Here is a 21,588-nt window from a genome sequence, read left to right as displayed (position 1 = left end):
GGGTGCATAAAGAAGGGAATGAGTATAATGAACCCATAGAGTGAGACACATAAAAAAGGAATTTAAGTTATACTGTACTTATGAGAAAAAGAACCCAATATTCAGCAGAATTTAAAACCAAAGCAGTTCTTGAAATCCTTTCGGAGGAATTCACCGTGAACCAGATCGCAGAAAAGTATAGCGTCAGTCCAGTAGTGCTGTCCCGTTGGAAGAAAGAATTTCTGGAACGAGCACCAGAAGTGTTTAAGAAAGGACTTTCTGATGCCGATAAGGAACTGGAATCCAAAGAGGAACTTGAATATTGTTCGCCCTGATCAGGTTTGGGGTGTTGATATTACCTACATTCGAATGGAAAAAGGATTTATGTACCTGTTTGTCATCATTGACTGGTACAGCCGTAAAATCATCGATTACGAGCTCAGCAGCACCCTTGAAAAAACCTTTGTCTTAAACTGCTTAAAAAGAGCTTTTGCAACCAAGAAGCCTGACATCATGAACAGCGATCTGGGCAGCCATTTTACCAATGAAGCCTATATTGAACTGTTGGAAGAACAAGGCATCCGTATTTCCATGGATGGTAAAGGCCAGGTTTTAGACAATGTTCGTACAGAGCGATTCTTTCGGACTCTGAAGTACGACTTGATTTATATTAATGAATTTGAATCACCCAGGCAACTGCGCAGAGCCCTTGGTGTTTACATAGATGAATACAACACGTATCGACCGCATTCATCCCTTGGTGGTTTATGCCCGGAGGTATTTTACCAAAAAACCAGCTAAACCTTGTTTCACAAAAGTCACAAATCTGGAAAGGAGCTTAACTTAAATAATTCCATTTTGTGTCTTGACAATGGGGAGCATTATATTTGCAGGTGAACCCGATGGTTTTTTCTTCGCCGCATTGGATACATTTGTACTTCATATATCCTTGTTGCGGGTCTCCGAAGTGGATCATTTTATTTACTTGTGTCTGGATTTGGTCGCGCAGATAGGCTGGGTATTTCTTCTGGTTTTGTTCCCAGAAGGGTTCAAAATTCTTCTGAAAGATGTCTTTTATTTTATATTTGGATTTACTGTTCGTTTCCATGTTTTTATTCTATCGTTTCTCCGCAAAGTTTCCAATGACTTATTCACAGCTTATCCACATTTGTTTTGCGCATACTATTTCCTTATCCATGAAAAAACCCGACTTTCGTCGGGTAGGGGGACATATTATTTTTACTGTAAAGCTTCTATTGCCAATTCCACAAATTTTCCAGAACTACTTGTAGCGCCACTGACAACATCAACCTCTGCTGGGTCCTGGGTTTCAATCAGGGCCGCTTCCAATGCAGCAACACCGTCTACAAAAGCAGTTCCAGATGCGGCTTCCATATTAGCATTATACTCCTCGTCTTCTTTCTTACTTCCGCCTTCTTCATAAATCTCATTGTAATCAACTGCTATGATCTGTCCATTTTCACGAGTAATTTCGATAACCGCTTTATGCCCACGTTCATTAAACTCAGATTCTTCTGCCCTTAGCACTTCTACATCCCCTGCTGATTCTTCCACTGTTTCTTCTGTTGCATCTGTACCACCACAACCAGCTACTACTAGAGATATCATCAATACAAGCACCATTAACAAGAAACTTTTTTTCATTATTACTTCCTCCTCCTTAAAATTCACCTTTGTTAATTCTTTGCCAAAATCACGTATGTGTGAACTCCATGTTTCTTTCTTTATATAGTATTATACGTTTTAAAACTCCTGTGTAAACCTAGGAAGGACATAATATATATTTCAAGGAGTTTTGTCCTGAAGTATTCTGCTTTCTTTAAATGGAAATATATGGTCTCGATAGACTATTGCTTTTACTAAGTGTCTATTGTGTGAGGACTGTTATTTCAATACGTCGATTATTTGCTCTTCCTTCATGCGTTTCATTGCTATCAATGGGATTTTGTTCACCAAATCCAGCTACAGACAGCCGTTCCTCTGGCACATGAAGCTCGTATATTAAGTAACGCGCCACGGTTGTAGCTCGAGCTGTTGAAAGTTCCCAATTAGAAGGGTATGTGGCTGTTTGAATAGGCATATTATCGGTATATCCTTCAATAATCACTGGATTAGAGATTTCCGTCAACTTTTGCCCTACTTCTTCTAGTAGCTCTAACCCTTGATCGGATACATCTGCACTCCCACTAGGAAATAATACACTATCTTTAAATCGAATCATTAGTCCCCGCTCATTCTGAAGAATTTCTACATGATCCATTAGCTCTCTTTCCTGTAAAAATGCTAAGATTCCATCACGAGCTTCATGCTCCTCTTCAAAGTCATCTATACCAAATATTTTTTGTGCCAGCTTATTTCGCTCTTCCTTCAATTGAATATTCTCTTCTTGTAAATCTTCCACTTGAGCCGAAAGCATGGTTTTCATCTGTTGCAAACTATGACTTTCGTTATCAGAAATTATAAAAAACACAATGAAAAAACACAACATAATGGTTATCATGTCGCTATAGGTTATCATCCAGCTATTGGTTATTTCCAGCTCATGTTTATCTTGATTCTGGCGATTATTGAAATTCAAATCCATATTATAGAGAATTCCTTTCTACTTTCTACTTTCTGCCTACTACCTTCTTGGATAGATCAAACGATCTTCTTCATCTAACATGACATTCATATTGTCAAAAACATTTCTTGTGGAGTCATTCGAAGCGATAAGAAGAATTCCTTCCATCACAATCTGATGCCTTAGAATAATTTTTTCATTGTATTCCTTAACGCGGACCATCAATGGAATTGCTATAAAACTAGCAATTAAACTGCCGTACAAGGTGCTTACCAGCGCCGTAGCCATATGGTTCATAATCGCCTGAGTCTGATCCAGATGAGAAAGGAGGCCTATCATTCCAATGAGTGTTCCAATCAAACCAAAAGACGGAGCCACATAGGAGACGACTTTAAGTAGATTATACGATCGAAAAAGATTCGTACGTCTAGATTCAATGTCTTTTTCCATGACATCTCGAATGGCTTCCTGTTTTCTATAATCATTTAAGAGTATCAGTGCGTCTCTTAAAAAAGCATCTTCCTCGTCTACAATATCCTTTTGCAACGATAACAATCCTTCTTTTTTTACCTTAATGGCCACCTGATGAACTTTGTGAATATCTTCTTCATAACGAACTGGCTCCGTAAAACTTCTTTTGATAAGTGCCGCCGTGTCCAAAAAAGTTTGGAAGGAAAATCCTACAATAACAGATAAAAGAATACCAGCTATAATAATTTCCATCGCATGCAGATTAAAAAGCGCTGCCATGGAAATGCTGTCTACAATCGAGTGGATTATCAATGCTACTAAGACAATTACGATGGGGATCTTCCCGTTTTTTACATACCGTTTCATCCTCTACTCATTCCTTTTAAAATCAATTTCCAACACATTTTTCTGTTGAAGTGTTTCTCTTATAGGCCGATTCTAACAGATATAACCCCTTTTCGCTAGTAAATCATTAAGCAAAATACTATTCAAGTCTCTATACCTAGTATTTTTTAACCTCAAAATAATTATGGTTGCGTCAAAAAGCCAGCATCGTTATAATGATGTATGGAATGAATATTAGCTGCATATCGATTGGAAGGAGGCTATCTATTGAAAATACAAGAAATAAAAAAGCTTCGCCTATATGACTTCAATAATTTAACCAAATCTTTGAGTTTTAATATATATGATATCGCTTATGCTGATAGCTTTGAGCATCGAAAAGAGTATATCCGCTATATTGATTCTCAGTACAATGCCAAACGACTAACAGAAATACTCACTAATGTTACCCATATGATTGGTGCCAACGTCCTCAACATCGCCCAACAAGATTATGAGCCTCAAGGCGCCAGCGTTACCATGCTTATTGCAGAAGGACCTGTAGATCATCTGGGAAAAGAGTCTGATCACGTAAACAAGGAATCTGTCGTAGCCCATTTGGATAAAAGCCACGTAACGGTTCATACGTATCCCGAGAGCCATCCAGATGAAGGCGTCAGTACTTTTCGTGCGGATATAGACGTCTCTACTTGTGGCGAGATCTCTCCGCTAAAAGCGCTTAACTACTTGATTAAAAGCTTTGATTCAGACATTATCACCATTGATTACAGGGTGCGTGGGTTTACGCGGGATGTTGATGGCAAAAAGCATTTCATCGATCACAAAATCAATTCTATCCAAAACTATATTCCTGCGAAGACACGAAACCAATACCAGATGATCGATGTGAATATGTATCAAGAAAACATCTTTCATACCAAAATGATTCTACGAGAGTTCGATTTGGATGATTACTTATTCGATACGCCCAAGAACGCTTTTAAGCCTATAGAGCGAAAGAAAATTAAAGAAAAAATCCAAAAAGAAATGACAGAAATTTTTTATGGTCGTAACATTATTTCTGTCAAATAATCAGTGGCCGCCAATCCTTACTGGCGGCATTTTTATTTTAAAAGACTACTCCGATATAATTCCATCTACTACCACTGGCTCCGGGTATGTTTCCTTGATTTCTTTGTAGACATTATTAAACTCCAGCCGATAATTAAATTCCAAAGAATGTTTTTCTTCATAGTTTGCAATGTCTAAATTGTGAATCACCAATAGTTCTTCACGCATATTAGAAGCCTGCAGCAATGGTAATCCAGAAGGAGCCCATACCCCACTACCACCCCAAAAAAGACTGCCATTTACTTCATGGCTGCCTACGCAATTCACCCCTAAGCTCCACACCTGGTTGTAAGCGGCTTTAGATGAGTTCATGAGATTCCATATATAGCCGTAATAATTGTCTGTCCGTACATTCATCATGGCGTACTCTCTTACAGCCTGAGACCTCCATGCTGCCACTGTAATAATAGCATCCACCTCATCCACCATAGCATATTTTCTAGGAAGTTCCATAAAGCAAAGATCATAACAAGTCAAAAAACCAAACTTCCCCCAGTGAGTATCTAGAATTAATCTTCTATCCGTTCCTCTTCGGAAGTAAGGAACTTCGATGGGTGTCAAGAATATCTTATCGTAAATACGTTCCTGATCGTTGCAATCTCCTGCAGGATGCAAAAAATAGGTGGAATTATAGAAATCGCCGTTACACGGTCTGGCATTATTAAAAAATACGTATTCCAGTCCTTTTCCACTATCCACTAGGCTATCCCGAATGCTATCTAGCCAAGGCTGAATTTCTCTGTTAGCGCAATACCTCAAGTGATCTCTTATGATCTTTGGATTTTCTGTTTCCCACAGGTAGCCTGAGATGGTAAGCTCTGGTAGAATCAGGATGTTTACGCCCTTTTCATGTGCAATTTGAACAATCTCATCAATTTTTTTCATATTTCTTTCTCGGTTTGAAGATGTTGTTATGTTGGCTAACATCACTGTAGGACATGTTTCATCCTTTGAAAACCAACGTTCCACTACTTTTTCTCTTAAATCAGCCATGGCCAAATCCCCTTTCAATATACATCCTTTATTCTGTGATACCTTCTCTTTGTCCATATCTTAGTAATTGACGCATCATTAATACGTTGCTTCCCGTCATATGCATGGATACCAATTCTGCCAATGGGGCATCATCGGAAATAAAAGCTTGTTTCACCCCTGGTACATTATTTCCACCAGCGTATACGCCTGTCTGTGTGACAAAAATTTCATCTAGTGCCTGATTCTTCATTAGTTCATACATCCAATAAGGGGATTCTACCGTAACCTGACGAATTCTCAGCCTATTCATAGATTCCATCAATAAAGACCAATCCGGAAAACCTTTTTCTGGTAATATAAGCACCAGGTGTTGTTCCAATGGGTCTGGAGTTAATTCTTCTTTCATTATATCTGATTTGTTTTCCACCTTCACCTGCTGAAAACAAAATTCTTTCGAAGTACAAAGAGAGAGGGTTTCGGCTTTATTTGCTGGTATAACCATCAAGACAGGGATCTTAGCTGTATTGAGAACCGGATGTTTCCAAGGGAGTTTCTCCGGCGTTCTTGTAATCAATATATTCCAAGGGATTGGCTTGTACTGTTCCGACCTTTCCAAACGATATTGTTGTAAATCCCAGTCGTACACATGGCCTGTAAAGTTTGGTTCTGCATGCAAGGTAGCACTCCCTAAAAGAATGGCATCTGCATAAGTCCTCAATACGTTTACCATCCACAAGTCCGTCAGCCCTTTCGTGGGGTCCAACTCATTGGATTGGGCCAAGGTTCTGCTGCTAGGGTCATTCTCGAAACCCATCCGGCCATCCATCGTCAAGATCACGGAACCTACGAAATAAGGACGGGCTTTCAACGAAAAGATATCTGGAAAAAACAGATCTCCATAGTTTTTAGTGATTTTTTCAGGTGTTTCCATAGTGCTACTGGCTTTTTCTATCTCTTGAATAACACTACTATTCTCATATATTTTCATCATTTTTAAATCTTCCTCTTTAAAAGCATATGATTTTAACAAACCTATTCTCCTCCCAATTCATTCTCTTTTTTCATCTATATTTATTGTAACGGATTAAACATAGGCTTACAATGAATGTCCTTGTTAATTGAACAGTAAAAAAGGGTATACAAATACTTGATTTAATTTTATTTTTTCTCTCTTTTGCTTTTATTCCTTGCTTCCAGAAAGGTCGTGATTTTATTTGAATATTTTTACTGAAAAATTTAAAGAAGTACTTTTTTCCGTATTGCCTATATCCTCTATCGTCCTTCTATTTCACTTTACATTAACACCACTGGGACTCCCTTTAATGATTCGCTTTATCATAGGGTCCATCCTCATTGTGTGGGGGCTGACACTCTTTTTAATTGGTGTAGATATAGGAATTGCACCTCTTGGTGATTTAACTGGCCATTCCATCGCAAAGTCTAACAAGCTTTGGATTGTCATTGGCGCAGGAATAATCCTCGGTTTTTTCATCTCCATCGCTGAGCCAGGGTTAATTGTATTAGCGAATCAAGTTTCCCTTATTACAACAGGCCAACTATCTAGCCCCGTTCTGCTGATTACGGTTTCTGCTGGTATTGCATTAATGTTGGCTTTGGGGTTTGTTCGAATCGTTTATAATGTACCTCTCTATATCCTACTGCTGGTTCTATATGGCTTCGTTTTTGCGCTCTCTTTGTTTGCTTCATCCGAATTTATTACCATCGCCTTCGATGCTTCCGGTGCCACCACAGGTGTCTTAGCGGTGCCTTTTATCCTTGCTTTGTCTGTTGGCGTCTCCAATCTAAAAAAAGATCGGAAAGCATCAGAAAAAGACAGTTTCGGCCTAGTAGCCATCGCTTCTGTGGGCGCGATTCTTTCCGTTCTTATGCTAAATCTCTTCACCGATACACGAGAGATCTCTGGAACCATAGAAACCACTTTATATGAGTCCGATCGATTATTCAAGCCATTCATAACCCTGATTCCCGATATGATAAAAGAAACTACCCTTTCCATTATGCCACTTTTATTCATTTTGTTGATTCTTCAGAAAATCTCTTTTAAGCTTAAACGTAAAGAGTTTTTTCGGGTTCTCAAAGGATTTATCTACACATTCATTGGACTCTTGATCTTTCTAATCGGGGTTAATGGCGTATTCATGGATGTGGGTAGTGTTGTTGGCTCGCAATTAGCCCTCCGAGATAACCTTCCACTCATTGCTTGTATTGGTTTCTTTCTTGGAGTAACTACGATATTGGCTGAACCTGCAGTGTATGTGCTAACCCAACAAATCGAGGATGTCACCAGTGGTTATGTGAAACGAGAGGCGGTTTTGATCTCTCTTTCCTTAGGCGTTGGAGTTGCCATTGCACTTTCAATGCTACGTATCATGATTCCCGCTATACAGTTGTGGCATTATCTGCTCCCAGGGTATATAATTTCCTTAGGGTTGACCTTTATTGTCCCTAAGTTATTTGTCGGAATAGCGTTTGATGCTGGCGGCGTTGCCACAGGACCTATGACCGCCACTTTTATTCTTGCTTTCACCAACGGCGTAGCCGACGCTGCTGTAAACGCAACCGTATTAATCGATGGATTTGGAATGATTGCCACGGTAGCTCTTACACCCATCATTACAATGCAACTGTTGGGTTTAGCTTTTAAAGTTAAGACAGGAAAAGAGGGGGTTTGACAATGAACAATACTATCTGCCAAGAATACGAACTTATCTATGTTATTATCAATTCAGGCCAGGGTAGTAAGGTTTTAAAGCATGCCAAAAGCTGTGGTATCACAGGTGGAACGGTCGTCATCGGTAAAGGCACCGTCAAAAATCTACTTTTGGAATTTCTTGAACTGAATACAGTCCGAAAAGAGATCGTTCTTATAGGTGCTGAAAAAGTCGTTGCACAGAATACTTTACAATCACTGAATCAAAAATTTGGGTTTCATAAAAAAAATCACGGAATTGCTTTCAGTATTCCATTAATGGGTATTTTAGGAGCTGAAATGCTTCCATGTGATCCTAAGGACGAAAAAGGAGAGGTGAGCAATACCATGTATCAATCTATTATGGTTATCGTAGACCGTGGAAATGCAGAATTGGTTATCGAGGCAGCTGTTAAGGCCGGCTCCAAAGGCGGAACCATTATTGGTGCCAGGGGAGCTGGTATTCATGAGACCAGTAAGCTTTTTGCCATGGAAATTGAGCCTGAAAAAGAAATCGTGTTAATTATTTCTAAAAAGGAAACGACAGATCCTATTACTAATTCTATTAGAGAACATATGGATATTGATACGCCTGGCAAAGGAATTATTTTTGTCCAAAACGTTAGCAAGGCATACGGACTATATTAAGCCGCATCACAAAATAATAGAATAAAGATTGTTGCTTGCGAAGCATCTCGCCTCAAAAATAAAAAGACGCATTTAAATCTGGGACTTATTCTTTATCATTGGGATCACTTCCAGTATTCTGGTTTTGCTAAATCCTGCTGCAAATGTCATCCTGGAAAAAGGAGATGATTTAGTATTGATTGGAAACAGCCAAAATTTGGATTTGTTTAAATCCTATAATGGTCCAGTGCATTAAAAAGATTTATGTTACCAAGTTGTTCAACGCATCTGCTTGCTTTTTTCTCTGGCATTTCATCATCGGCTTATGGAAGTCCTTTGTATCACACCCTTCTTTACATTTGAAAATGTTCAAATATCAAATGTGGTACAATAGTAATGAATACTCTTGAAAGGAACATTCATATGCCCTATGATTTTTTACCTATCAGTCAACAAGATATGCAACAACGCGGCTGGGATCAATTGGATTTTGTGCTCGTTAGCGGCGACGCTTATGTCGATCATCCCTCTTTTGGAGCTGCCATTATTGGAAGGTGGCTAGAGGCTTCTGGTTTTCGAGTTGGTATCATCGCTCAACCAGACTGGACAATATCCGAATCATTTTCTTTGCTGGGTACTCCCAGACTTGGTTTTTTAGTCACTTCAGGAAATATGGATTCTATGGTAAATCATTACAGCGTTGCCAAAAAGCGTCGAAAGTCGGATGCTTTTTCTCCTGGTGGTACCATAGGCAAACGACCAGACAGAGCTGTGACAGTATACGCCAGAAAGCTAAAAAAACAGTTTCCTAAAGTGCCTGTGATTCTGGGAGGACTTGAAGCCAGCCTCCGACGAATGGCCCATTATGATTATTGGGAAGATCGTTTAAAGCCCTCTATTTTGATGGATACCAAGGCGGATATGTTGATTTATGGTATGGGAGAAAGAGCTATCCTTGAAATTGCGGAAGCACTAGACAGCGGATTAACCATATCCAATTTGACCTTTATTCGAGGAACCGTCTTTTATTCCCGTGATTTAGAAACCTTGGACAACCCCCTCGTACTACCTGCTTGGAAAACCCTTCAACATTCCAAAAAACAAGTGGGGTCTAGTTTTCTAAAACAAATGCACCATACGGATCCTGTTTTGGGAGAGGTGTTGGCAGAACCTTATGATGCAGGCTTTATCGTTCAAATGCCTCCTGCCTATCCATTATCAACAGAAGAAATGGATCAAGTCTATCGTCTTCCCTTTGCTCGAAAAGCACATCCTATTTATCAAAAGGAAGGTTCTGTTCCAGCTCTCTCTGAAGTACAGTTTAGTCTGATCAGCAATCGTGGATGTTTTGGCGGTTGTCATTTTTGCTCTTTAACCTTTCATCAAGGACGACAAATTCAGAGCCGAAGCCACGAATCCATTCTGGAAGAAGCCCAAAGACTGACAAAGGAATCTGATTTTAAAGGCTATATACATGATGTTGGCGGCCCTACAGCAAATTTCAGACAAGCCGCCTGTGAAAAACAGATTAAAAGCGGATCCTGCTCCCACCGTCAGTGCTTGGCTCCAAAGATATGCCCTAATCTCAACGTCACTCATAAAGATTATATTCATTTATTACGAAAACTTAGAAGGCTCCCTGGCGTCAAAAAAGTATTTATTCGATCAGGTATTCGGTATGATTATTTGATGGCAGATACTGACCCCTCTTTTTTTGAAGACTTATGCCGTCATCATATCAGTGGTCAGCTTAAGGTTGCACCTGAGCATTCAGACCCAAAAGTCTTAGACCTTATGGGAAAACCCAAAATTCAAGTTTTCGATGGGTTTCGAGATCGATACCGTCGTTTTAATGAAAAAGAACAGAAAAAACAATACCTCATTCCTTATCTTATATCCAGCCACCCTGGATCTGACTTAAACGCTGCCATTGATTTAGCCTTATACCTAAAAAAATTAGGACACCAACCTGAGCAAGTACAGGATTTTTATCCTACCCCTGGAACCCTTTCCACTTGTATGTACTATACAGAATTGGATCCAAGAAACAACGAAAAAATCTATATTCCTAAGGATCCCATTGAAAAGCAGATGCAACGTGGGCTTCTTCAATCTGGAAAAAAACAAAACCACGGGCTGATCCGAAAAGCACTTAAACTCGCTGATCGCCAAGATTTAATTGGATTTCACCGAGACGCCCTTGTTCCTCCAGAGCAATCGCAAAAAAAAGCTTCTGCCCCTACGATGTCCAAAAAGAAAAACAAAAGAAAATAGCCTTCTTAACCACTGGAGAAGCCGGCTTCTTGTAAGAAACCGGCTTCTCTTTACCATATCATCTCCAACAAATCCCTCAGTTGCTTTTCAGATTTTTGAGAGAGGTTTATTTTTTTGATCTCTCTTTCAAAATCTTCTCTATTCCCTTTACCAGCTATATATCCATTCAATCGAGCTGCTGTTGTAGAATCAACAAAACTTGTAAAGTCAGGATACATGCTTCTAACTTCCTCTCCTATACCTGGTCTGTTTTGCAAGTAATACTTCTGATGATATCCTTCCGCAGAGTAAAAGTGATTCAGTGCCGCTACTTCAGTCACAACGGATCTACCTGTTCTAATTTCATAGGCCTCACGGCTTTTTACTATCCTTTCTTTTTGCATTTCGTTATGATAAAGTAAGGCACTCATATACTGACGAGAATACGGCAAAAGGGTGGGATTATGAGTCTCCCAAAATATTTCCAGCAATTCTTCATAAGCAATCTGAGATGGATCGTATTCAATCTGAAGCATTTCTATATGATCCTGAATGTTATGATACGTGGGATCTGGTTTTTTTCCTCCAGCATAACCCACTCTGGTGCGCACTACACCTGGCAATTGCCCAAACTGGGCATCGGGTCCCCAAAATCAACCTAAACCAAAGGTGGCTAATTCCGTTTTTAAATCTTGATTCATCATTGTTTTTTCTCCTTCCTCCAAAAATCCGATAGATGGCAGCTCATCAACCTAGTAAAGGCCATTCATCTCCATGCCCAATAAATACCGCTTTCACATAGTTTTAAACAATGATCTCAAACAAATGAGCTGTGATACCTAGGATTCCAGCTTATAGCCTTGATTCAGAGGGTTAATCTCTGTTTTTGTAATTTTTTTCTGGTTTACAGCCATAAAAAACCTTGCTTTTTGGCCCTACATATGGTCACATATAGAAAGAGGTTTGCCTCTTACAGAGGAATTAAATTAGTCGAGGAGTGTCTATCCTTGTTTTATGTAAATGATTATTATAACCATGATGAAATTATCGAGTTGGCACATCAACTCATACAAATCCCCAGCCATCCGGATGTTCCTCATCAGGAAAAAGAAGTCGCCGAATTTATTTATGATTATTGCGGCGCTCAAGGTTTGGAGGTTCAATTCCAAAAAGTAACTGGACAACGCAAAAATGTCCTTGCTTTTCTTCGCGGTTCCGGAACCGGCAACTCGCTCATGTTAAATGGTCATTTAGATACTATTACGCCTTATCGGATGACCATCGACCCTTTCAACGAAGGGGTTCACAGTGGCTTTGTCTGGGGACGCGGAGCTGCCGATATGAAGGGTGGTCTAGCTTCCATGTTGATTACACTATTGGCTTATAAACGGGCAGGCATTACCCCTGATGGGGATATTCTATTCGCAGGTGTTATCGGAGAAGAAGGAAAGAGCGAGGGCACAGAACATTTAATTAATTCCGGTATTCGAACGGATGCGGCCATTGTTGGCGAGCCCTCCAATTATGAATATGCCATAGGACATCGAGGCCTAGAGTGGTTTGATGTAATCTTTACAGGCAAAGCTTCTCACAGCGGAAGCCCTGACAGCGGCATTAATGCCATCGAAAAAGCAGCGGAATTCATTTACCGTGCTAAACGAGATCTGTACCCCAAAATTCGCCAGCGTGAAGATGAGTTCATGGGGGTTTCCTTAATGAATATCGGTATTATTGAGGGTGGCGTGGGACAAAGTACCGTTGCAGACTCCTGTACAGTTAAAATTGATCGACGGTACATCCCTGGAGAAACGATTCAGTCTGTCATGAAAGAATACCAAGATATTCTTGATGATATGAAGAAACAAGATCCTCAACTACAGGCCGAGATTAAAAAGAGCTCCGCCAATGATACGGCCTTAAACCACCCACCGCTGGTTACACCTATGACAGAACCTATTGTGCATGCGGTCAGAACGTCTATCAGCGAAGTCATTAAACGCGAACCTAAAATCACTCGGGGCCGCGGCTGGACCGACGCTGCGTTGCTTAAGGTCTATGCAAAAACCCCAACAGTAGTCTTTGGCCCTGGGGATATCCGAATGTCCCATACCGAAGCAGAGAGAATTGAAATTAAAGATTTGATTAACACCACTGAGATTTATGCGCGCATCATCGATAATTTCTGTATTAAAGATAAGATTATGGAGATCGATGACCCGCCCTGGCATTACTAAAAAACACCCTCTTAAAGGGTGTTTTTTAGTAATGCCAGGAGTGTTTTGAATACAAGGATAAGGGTAAGTTATTGGCTTACTTACGCTTTCAAGCCATCCAATAAAATGTTTAAAGATTCAATATGATCGCTTACTTTACGTTCTTTATGAAGGGCCATGTGCAGTAAAAGAGACTCAATCGTAGCGTAAATAGTAAACGCCATGCTATCCGGATTCATTTGCCGAATCACGCCTTGTTGTATCCCTTCTTCCAGTAGCTGACAAAATACCTTTCGCGATTCTTCCATGTGGTCATGCAAATGTTTTACTAAAGGACTATTTTCTCGGATTAACACTAACCATAAGTCTACTAAAACAATTAGTTTTTTATTTTTTAAATACTGTTGAATAATGGCCGAAGTTAATTTCCTTATTTTTTCATAAGCATCATCTTGTTCCTCTAAAACGGCTCCTCTTATATCTTCTCTCAGTTCCTTAAAAAGATGCTGAATGGTAAACCCTACTATTTCTTCTTTGTTTTGAAAATATTGATAAATGGATGTTCTTCCCATTTCGCAAGCTTTCGCAATATCTATAAGACGGGTTCCATCGATTCCTTTTTCAAGAAAGGATTCCACGGATCGATTCATAATCATTTGTTTTTTTGCTTCGTGGTTTACGATTTTAGGCACCTTTATCCTCCTTTTTCGACACATATGTCTATTTAAGTATATCATAAGTCTTACGTGACAACCAAGCTTTTTCAATCAATACCTTAAACATTTTTTTCATTTATCCAAATTGCCATTTCTTTAGCAAAGTAAGTAAGGATAATATCTGCGCCGGCCCTTTTAATGCTGGTCAACGTTTCTACCATGATTTGGTCGTTCTCCAAGAGTCCCTGCTGTACTGCATTTTTGATCATAGCATATTCACCACTAACCTGATAGGCCCCTAAGGGCAAGGAAAATCTTTGCTTTATCTCTCGAATAATGTCCAAATAAGCCAAAGCTGGCTTTACCATCAAAATATCGGCTCCTTCTTCTATATCCAATTCCGCTTCGCGTAATGCCTCCTGTGCATTGGCCGGATCCATCTGGTAACTACGTCGATCGCCAAATTGTGGGCTGCTTCCAGCGGCTTGGCGAAAGGGGCCATAAAAAGCTGATGCATATTTAACGCTGTAGCTCATAATGCTGACATGTTGATACCCATTTTTATCAAGTTCTTCTCTTATGGCACCTACTCGCCCGTCCATCATATCTGAAGGCGCAACCATGTCCGCCCCAGCTTCTGCATGTGTCAACGCCACCTGTTTCATAAGTTCTAGTGATTCGTCGTTAAGGATTTTTCCATTTTCAACAATGCCACAATGGCCGTGATCCGTATATTGACAAAGACATACATCTGTTATGATTAGTAGGTCTGGAAATGCTTCTCGAAGAGCACTCACCGCCTGCTGAACAATACCTGCTGGATCGTAGGCTTCTAACCCAAAAGGATCTTTCTGTGCAGGAAGGCCAAATATAATGAAGGCATTAATCCCCACCGCTTTTAATGCTGCTGCTTCCTTAAGCAACTCATCCACGGACAAGTGGTATTGTCCCGGCATTCCAGTTATTTCTCTTCGCACTTTCTGACCATGCACAACAAATAGCGGTTGTACCAAATCGTTTTTATGAACGATGGTTTCTCGAACCAATTTTCGAATGTTTTCCGTCTCTCGTAATCGCCTTGGTCTCTTAGTGTTTGTCATGCATCATCGACTCCTCTCTCATGGTTTTTACTAATGCCGGAATCGTATGGGGCTTTGCCTCACATGTAACAACGAGTCCTTGATCCTGTGCAGCCTTTGCTGTGATCGGACCAATAACGGCGATTTTGGTATGCTTTACATTTTCTACATTTTCTCTTCCAATCATTTCTACAAAATGATTGACCGTTGATGCACTCGTAAAAGTAATCCAGTCCATCCCACTCTGCAACTGCCCTAGGAGGCGTTGTTTATTTTGAACAGGCACCATGGTTTCATAGAGTTTCAGTTCTTCTACCTCTGCTTCCATCTGTCTTAAGCCATCTAACAAGTTCTGACGACCTATTCCTGCCCGAGGAACTAAAACCTTATCTCCTGGATTAATAATAGGTTGCATTGTTTCTAATATGCCTTCCACAGTGAAGACTTCCGGCACGTAATCTGAATAAACCCCTATTTCTTGAAGTCTCTTTTGGGTTGCGGTTCCAACCGTTGTAATGCGACAATCTGAAGAAATCCAACGAAGGTCCTTACCATTTTTTAAAAGTAACCGAACAAATGCATCTACCCCATTAACACTGGTAAAGACCATATGTTGATAGGCCTTTAAAGTCTCCAGCACCCGCTTCAGATTATCAGGATTTTCAATGGGGTGAATCTCAATCGTCGGGCATTCCACGACTTCAGCGCCTAGGGCTTTTAAAGAAGTGGAAAGGTTACTGGCCTGACTACGACTTCTGGTGACCATCACCCGCTTTCCAAATAGCGGCTTTTTTTCTATCCATTTTAATTTTGATCGAAGCGATACCACTTCTCCTATTACAATGATGCAAGGTGCTTTAAGAGCAGCTGCTTTCACACGCTGCACAATGTTTTTCAAGGTACCCGTCACTGTCTTTTGATCTGAAGTGGTGCCCCGATGAATCAAAGCCGCTGGCGTTTCAGAATCTTTGCCATAGGTCAGCAATTGTTCCACTATTTTTTCCAGTTTTCCTACTCCCATCAAAAATACCAAGGTACCTTTTAATTGTGCTAAAACTTTATAATCCAAAGACTCTTCCTGCATCGGATCTTCATGACCTGTTATAACATGAAAAGATGGGCTCATATGTCGATGAGTAACCGGTATTCCTGCATAGGCTGGAACAGCAATAGATGAGGTTATTCCAGGTACGATTTCAAAGGGTAAACCTTCTTCTTCTAAGGCCATCGCCTCTTCACCACCGCGTCCAAAAACAAAAGGATCTCCACCTTTCAGACGAACCACTACCTTGCCCTCTTTCGCCTTATTCACCAAAATATTGTTAATCTCTTCCTGCGGAACTGGATGATGATTTGGTTTTTTCCCAACGTCTATCATTTCGGCTCCCGCTGGAGCGTAGGCTAAGAGTCCGACTCCCGAAAGACGATCATACATGACAACATCCGCTTGTTTTAAGCAGTTCATCCCTTTTACTGTGATCAACTCTTCTGCTCCTGGTCCTGCTCCCACTAGATAGACCATTGCCTTTTTCATTGGTTTCACCTCCCATTAGTATTTCTTTTTCTTTCTAGCAATGCTTCTGCACCTTGTCGAAGTAGGTCTTTTGCAACATTAATACCCAGCACTTTCGGTTCACCATTTCCAGACATAGTGGCCGTCAAACGTCTCCCCGTATTGATACATGCCACCATCCCTGTGAGGGTGATGGTGTTCTCCTTCATTAATCCATAGGCGCCCACAGGCACATGGCAATCCCCTTCCAAATAGTTAAGGAATCCTCGTTCGGCTTCAACCACACGGCGTGTTTCTTTATGATCTAATGCCTGAACCATAGCCGCCGTTTCCAAGTCTCCTTTTCGAATTTCGCAGCCCAAGGCCCCTTGTCCAACGGCAGGAATAAATTCTTCTTCTTTAAAAGCATAGTGCTGATGCACATTAAAATAACTGGATCGAATCAATCCAGCTGCTGCCAGAATAATTCCGTCCATTTGTTGTTCCTTCATTTTTCTCATTCTAGTTTCGATATTTCCACGAATGGGGACTACCTGACAGTCTGGTCGAAGCGTTTTTATTTGAGCTTGTCTTCGAACACTGCTAGTGCCTATTACCGCAGCTTTCGGCAGAGCTTCCCAAGACTTTCCATCCTCTGTCACCAGCACATCCCTAGGGTCCTCTCTTTCTGGGATCGCAACCATTTCTAGTCCTTCTGGCGACTTTCCTGGTACGTCTTTCATACTGTGAACCGCCAAGTCGATGCTACCATCAAATAATGCATTTTGTATCTCCTTAACAAAAAGACCTTTGCCACCCACTTTATCCAAGGTCCGATCCAGAATCAGATCCCCCTTTGTCTTTATGATTTGTATTTCTATTTCCAAATCTTGATTGAGAGATTCCAGTTTTTCCTTAACCCATTGGGCTTGTATTAGCGCTAGCCGACTTCCTCTGGAACCTATTTTCATTTTTTTCACCATATACCCTCCTACCTTTGCTTATAAGTCCCTTAAGAACTTGTTTCCAAATGCCTTAACCAATTATTATATACCTTCATTAAGTACTCTTCAATTGCATCCGTCGGAAGTTTTAACGCTTCCTCCACAGGTCCATGGTACACTAATTGTTGAAACAATTCCTGTCGCTTTTTCTGATCCACTGTCCTTTTTCCCAAGTCCTTACGAATCTTTCCAAGAGCTTTCACCACAATGCCGTAGGGCTCCCCATACTGAGATTCTAGCTCCTGCCTAATCCTTTTGGCCAACATCGGACTATTGCCTTCTGTGCACACCATCAGCATCAATTCTCCTTGCCTGTGCAGCGATGGAAGAATAAAGTCACACCATTCTGGCTTATCTGCTATATTTAAAAGTGTCCCCGTGATATTCGCTTCTTTTCTGCATTCCAGGGTAACTTCTTCATCTCCGACCGCAATAAATGCAATTCGACTTTCCGATAAATCACCAAAGCAATAGTTTCTTTTTTCCCAATGAATCTCCTCTTTTCTTGCCATATCAAGAAGATGCTTCGTCACAGAAGGACTGATGATTCTGACCTCAGCCCCACAGTCCATTAAGGCATTCACTTTTCTTTCTGCTACTTTTCCACCACCAATAACGACACAGTTTTTTCCCATCAATTTAAGAACAATTGGATAATGTTGATTCATCATGTCCCTCGCTTCTTTGGATTACGCTGACAATAATATTTTTAAAAAAAATACTGATAATCTATGTTGCTTATATTATAATAAAGGGTACCACTACACAATATACCATAGGTTGCCCTATAGATTCTATCCTCTCTCTTTGTTTATTTGAAAGGTGGCTTGTATTTTATGATAAGTTTTACAAAGTTTTTAACAGGTGCACAGCATTTTGGCGATCAACTTCGGTATCAAAAAGATGCGTCAAAATGGCCTCATGGCATTCGAAAAGGGTGTGGCCCTGTGGTCGCATGGAATATCACTAGAACTTGTAACTTACACTGTGTGCATTGTTATATGAGTTCTGATCATTTGCATTACACGGGAGAATTAAACCACAAAGAAGCCTTAAGGTTTATCCATTCTCTATCGACCTTTCACGTACCAGTTCTCTTGTTCTCTGGCGGCGAACCACTCATTCGACCAGATTTTTTTGAATTGGCAGAAGAAGCTGCTCGCTTAAACATACGACCCACCCTCTCCACGAATGGCACTTTAATCACTCGAAAAGTGGCCCGACGTTTGAAACAAACTGGCGTTGGATATGTCGGTATTAGTTTAGACGGGCTAGAAGCTGTACATGATCAGTTTCGTCAAAAAAAGGGGGCTTTTCAACAAGCACTAAAAGGAATTGAAAATTGTGTGGCCGAAGGGCAGCGAGTCGGCCTTCGTTTCACCATCAACCGTCATAATATGAATGATGTAGATGAAATTCTTGATCTAGTGGAAGAAGCAAATATTGACCGAATTTGTTTCTATCATTTAGTTTATTCCGGTCGTGGAAGTCAAATGACAACCGATGATATTACACCAGAAGAAACCAGGCAGGTGGTAGACCGAATTATACACCGAACCATGGATTTTTATCAACGTGGCCTCCAAAAAGAAGTGCTCTCCGTGGATAACCACACGGATGGCGTGTATCTCTATTTGAAACTACGAGAATCCCATCCAGAAAAAGCAGCTACTGTTTTAAAACTACTGAAACGAAATGGTGGGAACCGTAGCGGCATGGCCTTTGCCAACGTAGATAGCCAAGGAAATGTTCACCCAGATCAATTTACGCAAAACCACACTTTTGGCAATGTAAAAGAATCCTCTTTTAGTGATATATGGCAAGGTACTACTCACCCGATCCAGGCTGGTTTGAAAAACCGTAAACCTCTGCTGAAAGGCCGTTGCGCCACCTGTCGCTGGCTAGATCTTTGTAATGGCAATTTTAGGGCGCGGGCAGAAGCTATTACTGGAGATTTTTGGGAATCAGACCCAGCCTGTTACTTAACAGATGATGAGATACGATGGGATGGTGATGTCTTTTGATCATATCATGGAACAGTACCAACCAATGTAATATGCGTTGCCACCACTGCTATCGTGATTCTGGCCTGCGTTCTAGTCTAGAATTATCCACGGAGGAAGCAAAAGCTTTGCTAGATGAAATCAAAAAAGCTGGTTTTAAAATTATGATTTTTAGCGGCGGTGAACCCTTGATGCGAGATGATTTAGTTGAGTTAGTAACCTATGCCACTTCTCTTGGTCTTAGACCTGTATTGGGGAGCAATGGCACCTTACTAACACCCCAGCTTGCTTTAGATTTAAAGAAAGCTGGGGCCATGGGTATTGGCATCAGCCTAGACAGTCTGGACGCAGGTAAGCATGACAAACTGCGACAGTATCAAGGTGCCTGGAAAGAAGCTGTCGATGGCATGGATATCTGCCGGAAGACAGAACTTCCTTTTCAGATTCACACAACCGTGATGGATTGGAATAAGTCTGAACTGGAATCCTTAACGGATTTTGCCATTGAACAAAAAGCTGTGGCTCATCACTTTTTTTTCTTGGTGCCTACAGGCCGTGGTGCCAATATTGAAAACACGTCCCTACGTGCCGCTGAATATGAATCCGTCATCACTCGAATTATGAAAAAACAAAAAGAGGTCTCTATTGAATTAAAGCCTACTTGTGCTCCTCAATTTATGCGAATTGCTGCAGAACTAGACGTGAAAACCCGTTTTAGAAGAGGCTGTTTAGCTGGTACCAGCTATTGCATTATCAGCCCCACAGGAAAAGTACAGCCTTGTGCCTACATGAACATAGAAATTGGAGATGTGAGGCAGACACCTTTCAGCGAAATATGGCAGATGAGTCCTGTTTTTCAAACCCTGCGTAGCATGGAATATTCTGGCTACTGTGGCCATTGCCAATACAAAGGAAGCTGCGGCGGATGTCGTGCTCGTGCCGCTTTTTATCATAAGGACGACTATATGGCAGAAGAGCCTTGGTGTTTATACCAAGGCGGTAGAAAGGAGAAGTTTTAATTGAATGCCCTAGATCAGAAACTACTCACCATTATCCAACATCATTTCCCAGTTTCTTCCCGTCCCTATCTGGATTTGGCAACCCAACTGGGAACCACAGAAGAAGACGTATTCCATCGTTTGCAACAATTTCGAAAAGAAGGCAAAATAAGACGCATCGGTGGCGTTTTCGATTCTAAAAAACTTGGTTATGTCAGTACTTTATGTGCCGTCCGCGTTCCTGATGACAAAATTGATACCGCCGCTGGTTTTATTAATGCCTTGCCCGGTGTTACGCATCATTATGTCCGTCAACATACCTATAACCTCTGGTTCACCCTGATTTCACCTTCCTTGGAACAGCAGCAACAAACGCTTTCTCAGTTGCAGAACCAGTTACAGAACTCTGCAGATTCCAGTAAAATAATGAATTTACCGGCACAACGAGTCTTTAAAATCAAAGTACAGTTCAACGCAGATTCGACAGGAGGACCTCTATGATTTTAACATCCCTGGACAAAAAAATAATCCATACATTACAAGACGATTTCCCTGTAAGCTTTACGCCTTATGCCGATATGGCTAAAGATCTAGCTATCACCGAAAAAGAACTACACCAGAAAATTAAAGATTATCAAAAGGCAGGCATTCTTCGACGTGTTGGCGGTATTGTCCGCCATCAAAAATTAGGTTACCATTCTAATGCTATGGTGGTTTGGCTCGTTCCAGATCATCAAATAGCCGAAATCGGGAGAATAATGGCCTCCCACTCATCTGTCTCCCATTGCTACCAACGCCATACCATGCCAGACTTTCCCTATAATCTATATACAATGATCCATGGCAAAAATCCAGGCGATTGCGAGAAAGTGGTCCAGGAACTTTCCACCACCACAGGAATTAAGTCTTATCATATGCTAAACAGCCTCCGAGAACTAAAAAAAACCAGCATGAAATACTTTCGGGACTAATTTATTCTGGCAGGAAGATCCATTTAATGATATGCTAATGCAAGAACAATGATCAGCCAATCTAGCGAAAATAAATTCTTGCGAATACCAAGAGCATCAAAGAAAAAAGGCTGCAATA

General features: G+C 40.8%; 23 protein-coding genes. 11 read left to right on the top strand and 12 right to left on the bottom strand.

Going from position 1 to position 21,588, the window contains the following annotated elements; genetic code table 11:
• The first annotated feature begins 80 nt into the window (after window positions 1–80).
• Window positions 81–314, top strand: coding sequence for a transposase (locus ACZ47N_RS10475; RefSeq protein WP_464886504.1), 234 nt, complete (start codon window positions 81–83; stop codon window positions 312–314).
• On the top strand, window positions 295–780 hold the full coding sequence (locus ACZ47N_RS10470) for an IS3 family transposase (RefSeq protein ID WP_464886503.1): 486 nt from the start codon (window positions 295–297) through the stop codon (window positions 778–780). The genes ACZ47N_RS10475 and ACZ47N_RS10470 overlap by 20 nt, the downstream gene beginning before the upstream one ends.
• A gap of 37 nt (window positions 781–817) precedes the next feature.
• Here ACZ47N_RS10470 and ACZ47N_RS10465 read toward each other — a convergent pair whose 3' ends face one another.
• The 4 genes from ACZ47N_RS10465 to ACZ47N_RS10450 form a co-directional block, all read right to left on the bottom strand.
• Window positions 818–1,087 (bottom strand): transposase zinc-binding domain-containing protein, encoded by a 270-nt coding sequence (locus ACZ47N_RS10465; protein ID WP_464886502.1) that lies wholly within the window; start codon window positions 1,085–1,087, stop codon window positions 818–820.
• Between the two features lie 131 nt (window positions 1,088–1,218).
• Window positions 1,219–1,644 carry an FMN-binding protein gene (locus ACZ47N_RS10460; protein ID WP_464886501.1) on the bottom strand — a complete coding sequence of 142 codons (426 nt, stop codon included), beginning with the start codon at window positions 1,642–1,644 and terminating at the stop codon, window positions 1,219–1,221.
• A 223-nt stretch (window positions 1,645–1,867) separates the two neighbouring features.
• Window positions 1,868–2,584: an OmpA family protein gene (locus ACZ47N_RS10455; protein WP_464886500.1), complete on the bottom strand. Its 717-nt coding sequence runs from the start codon at window positions 2,582–2,584 to the stop codon at window positions 1,868–1,870.
• Between the two features lie 39 nt (window positions 2,585–2,623).
• Window positions 2,624–3,400, bottom strand: a complete 777-nt coding sequence (locus tag ACZ47N_RS10450) for a motility protein A (RefSeq protein WP_464886499.1) — start codon at window positions 3,398–3,400, stop codon at window positions 2,624–2,626.
• A 246-nt stretch (window positions 3,401–3,646) separates the two neighbouring features.
• On the opposite strand from ACZ47N_RS10450, the gene speD reads away from it, so the two are divergent.
• Complete coding sequence (speD, locus tag ACZ47N_RS10445) at window positions 3,647–4,450, top strand: adenosylmethionine decarboxylase (RefSeq protein ID WP_464886498.1); 804 nt, start codon at window positions 3,647–3,649, stop codon at window positions 4,448–4,450.
• Window positions 4,451–4,495: 45 nt separating this feature from the next.
• Here speD and ACZ47N_RS10440 read toward each other — a convergent pair whose 3' ends face one another.
• On the bottom strand, window positions 4,496–5,482 hold the full coding sequence (locus tag ACZ47N_RS10440) for a carbon-nitrogen hydrolase family protein (protein WP_464886497.1): 987 nt from the start codon (window positions 5,480–5,482) through the stop codon (window positions 4,496–4,498).
• A 28-nt stretch (window positions 5,483–5,510) separates the two neighbouring features.
• Window positions 5,511–6,494 carry a hypothetical protein gene (locus tag ACZ47N_RS10435; RefSeq protein WP_464886496.1) on the bottom strand — a complete coding sequence of 328 codons (984 nt, stop codon included), beginning with the start codon at window positions 6,492–6,494 and terminating at the stop codon, window positions 5,511–5,513.
• Between the two features lie 184 nt (window positions 6,495–6,678).
• On the opposite strand from ACZ47N_RS10435, the gene ACZ47N_RS10430 reads away from it, so the two are divergent.
• From ACZ47N_RS10430 to ACZ47N_RS10420, 3 genes are all read left to right on the top strand, one after another.
• Window positions 6,679–8,157: a DUF1538 domain-containing protein gene (locus ACZ47N_RS10430; RefSeq protein WP_464886495.1), complete on the top strand. Its 1,479-nt coding sequence runs from the start codon at window positions 6,679–6,681 to the stop codon at window positions 8,155–8,157.
• Window positions 8,158–8,159: 2 nt separating this feature from the next.
• Window positions 8,160–8,822, top strand: a complete 663-nt coding sequence (locus tag ACZ47N_RS10425; protein WP_464886494.1) for a P-II family nitrogen regulator — start codon at window positions 8,160–8,162, stop codon at window positions 8,820–8,822.
• A gap of 402 nt (window positions 8,823–9,224) precedes the next feature.
• Window positions 9,225–11,075 carry a YgiQ family radical SAM protein gene (locus ACZ47N_RS10420; RefSeq protein ID WP_464886493.1) on the top strand — a complete coding sequence of 617 codons (1,851 nt, stop codon included), beginning with the start codon at window positions 9,225–9,227 and terminating at the stop codon, window positions 11,073–11,075.
• Window positions 11,076–11,125: 50 nt separating this feature from the next.
• Here the strand turns inward: ACZ47N_RS10420 and ACZ47N_RS10415 are convergent, their stop codons facing one another.
• On the bottom strand, window positions 11,126–11,665 hold the full coding sequence (locus ACZ47N_RS10415) for a peptide-methionine (S)-S-oxide reductase MsrA (protein WP_464886492.1): 540 nt from the start codon (window positions 11,663–11,665) through the stop codon (window positions 11,126–11,128).
• A gap of 396 nt (window positions 11,666–12,061) precedes the next feature.
• On the opposite strand from ACZ47N_RS10415, the gene ACZ47N_RS10410 reads away from it, so the two are divergent.
• Complete coding sequence (locus tag ACZ47N_RS10410) at window positions 12,062–13,288, top strand: M20 family metallopeptidase (RefSeq protein ID WP_464886491.1); 1,227 nt, start codon at window positions 12,062–12,064, stop codon at window positions 13,286–13,288.
• 80 nt (window positions 13,289–13,368) lie between these two features.
• Here ACZ47N_RS10410 and ACZ47N_RS10405 read toward each other — a convergent pair whose 3' ends face one another.
• The 5 genes from ACZ47N_RS10405 to ACZ47N_RS10385 form a co-directional block, all read right to left on the bottom strand.
• Window positions 13,369–13,959 carry a TetR/AcrR family transcriptional regulator gene (locus ACZ47N_RS10405; protein ID WP_464886490.1) on the bottom strand — a complete coding sequence of 197 codons (591 nt, stop codon included), beginning with the start codon at window positions 13,957–13,959 and terminating at the stop codon, window positions 13,369–13,371.
• Window positions 13,960–14,042: 83 nt separating this feature from the next.
• The gene (hemB, locus tag ACZ47N_RS10400) at window positions 14,043–15,023 is read right to left on the bottom strand and encodes a porphobilinogen synthase (protein ID WP_464886489.1); all 981 of its coding nucleotides are present in this window, start codon (window positions 15,021–15,023) and stop codon (window positions 14,043–14,045) included.
• The gene (gene cobA / locus ACZ47N_RS10395) at window positions 15,010–16,536 is read right to left on the bottom strand and encodes a uroporphyrinogen-III C-methyltransferase (RefSeq protein ID WP_464886488.1); all 1,527 of its coding nucleotides are present in this window, start codon (window positions 16,534–16,536) and stop codon (window positions 15,010–15,012) included. The genes hemB and cobA overlap by 14 nt, the downstream gene beginning before the upstream one ends.
• A gap of 5 nt (window positions 16,537–16,541) precedes the next feature.
• Window positions 16,542–17,477: a hydroxymethylbilane synthase gene (gene hemC, locus ACZ47N_RS10390; protein WP_464886487.1), complete on the bottom strand. Its 936-nt coding sequence runs from the start codon at window positions 17,475–17,477 to the stop codon at window positions 16,542–16,544.
• A gap of 29 nt (window positions 17,478–17,506) precedes the next feature.
• Window positions 17,507–18,169 (bottom strand): precorrin-2 dehydrogenase/sirohydrochlorin ferrochelatase family protein, encoded by a 663-nt coding sequence (locus ACZ47N_RS10385; protein WP_464886486.1) that lies wholly within the window; start codon window positions 18,167–18,169, stop codon window positions 17,507–17,509.
• A 165-nt stretch (window positions 18,170–18,334) separates the two neighbouring features.
• On the opposite strand from ACZ47N_RS10385, the gene nirJ1 reads away from it, so the two are divergent.
• The 4 genes from nirJ1 to ahbB are packed head-to-tail and all read left to right on the top strand — an operon-like array spanning window position 18,335 to window position 21,470.
• Window positions 18,335–19,522, top strand: coding sequence for a putative heme d1 biosynthesis radical SAM protein NirJ1 (gene nirJ1, locus ACZ47N_RS10380; RefSeq protein ID WP_464886485.1), 1,188 nt, complete (start codon window positions 18,335–18,337; stop codon window positions 19,520–19,522).
• The gene (gene nirJ2, locus ACZ47N_RS10375) at window positions 19,519–20,520 is read left to right on the top strand and encodes a putative heme d1 biosynthesis radical SAM protein NirJ2 (protein ID WP_464886484.1); all 1,002 of its coding nucleotides are present in this window, start codon (window positions 19,519–19,521) and stop codon (window positions 20,518–20,520) included. Before nirJ1 ends, nirJ2 begins: the two co-directional genes overlap by 4 nt.
• Window positions 20,521–21,000 carry a siroheme decarboxylase subunit alpha gene (ahbA, locus tag ACZ47N_RS10370; protein ID WP_464886483.1) on the top strand — a complete coding sequence of 160 codons (480 nt, stop codon included), beginning with the start codon at window positions 20,521–20,523 and terminating at the stop codon, window positions 20,998–21,000.
• On the top strand, window positions 20,997–21,470 hold the full coding sequence (gene ahbB, locus ACZ47N_RS10365) for a siroheme decarboxylase subunit beta (RefSeq protein WP_464886482.1): 474 nt from the start codon (window positions 20,997–20,999) through the stop codon (window positions 21,468–21,470). Before ahbA ends, ahbB begins: the two co-directional genes overlap by 4 nt.
• The last annotated feature ends 118 nt before the right edge of the window (window positions 21,471–21,588 follow it).

The organism is Tindallia texcoconensis (assembly GCF_055383815.1).
Note: the sequence above shows the minus strand (reverse complement) of the source record. Positions and strands in the feature narration are given on the sequence as shown.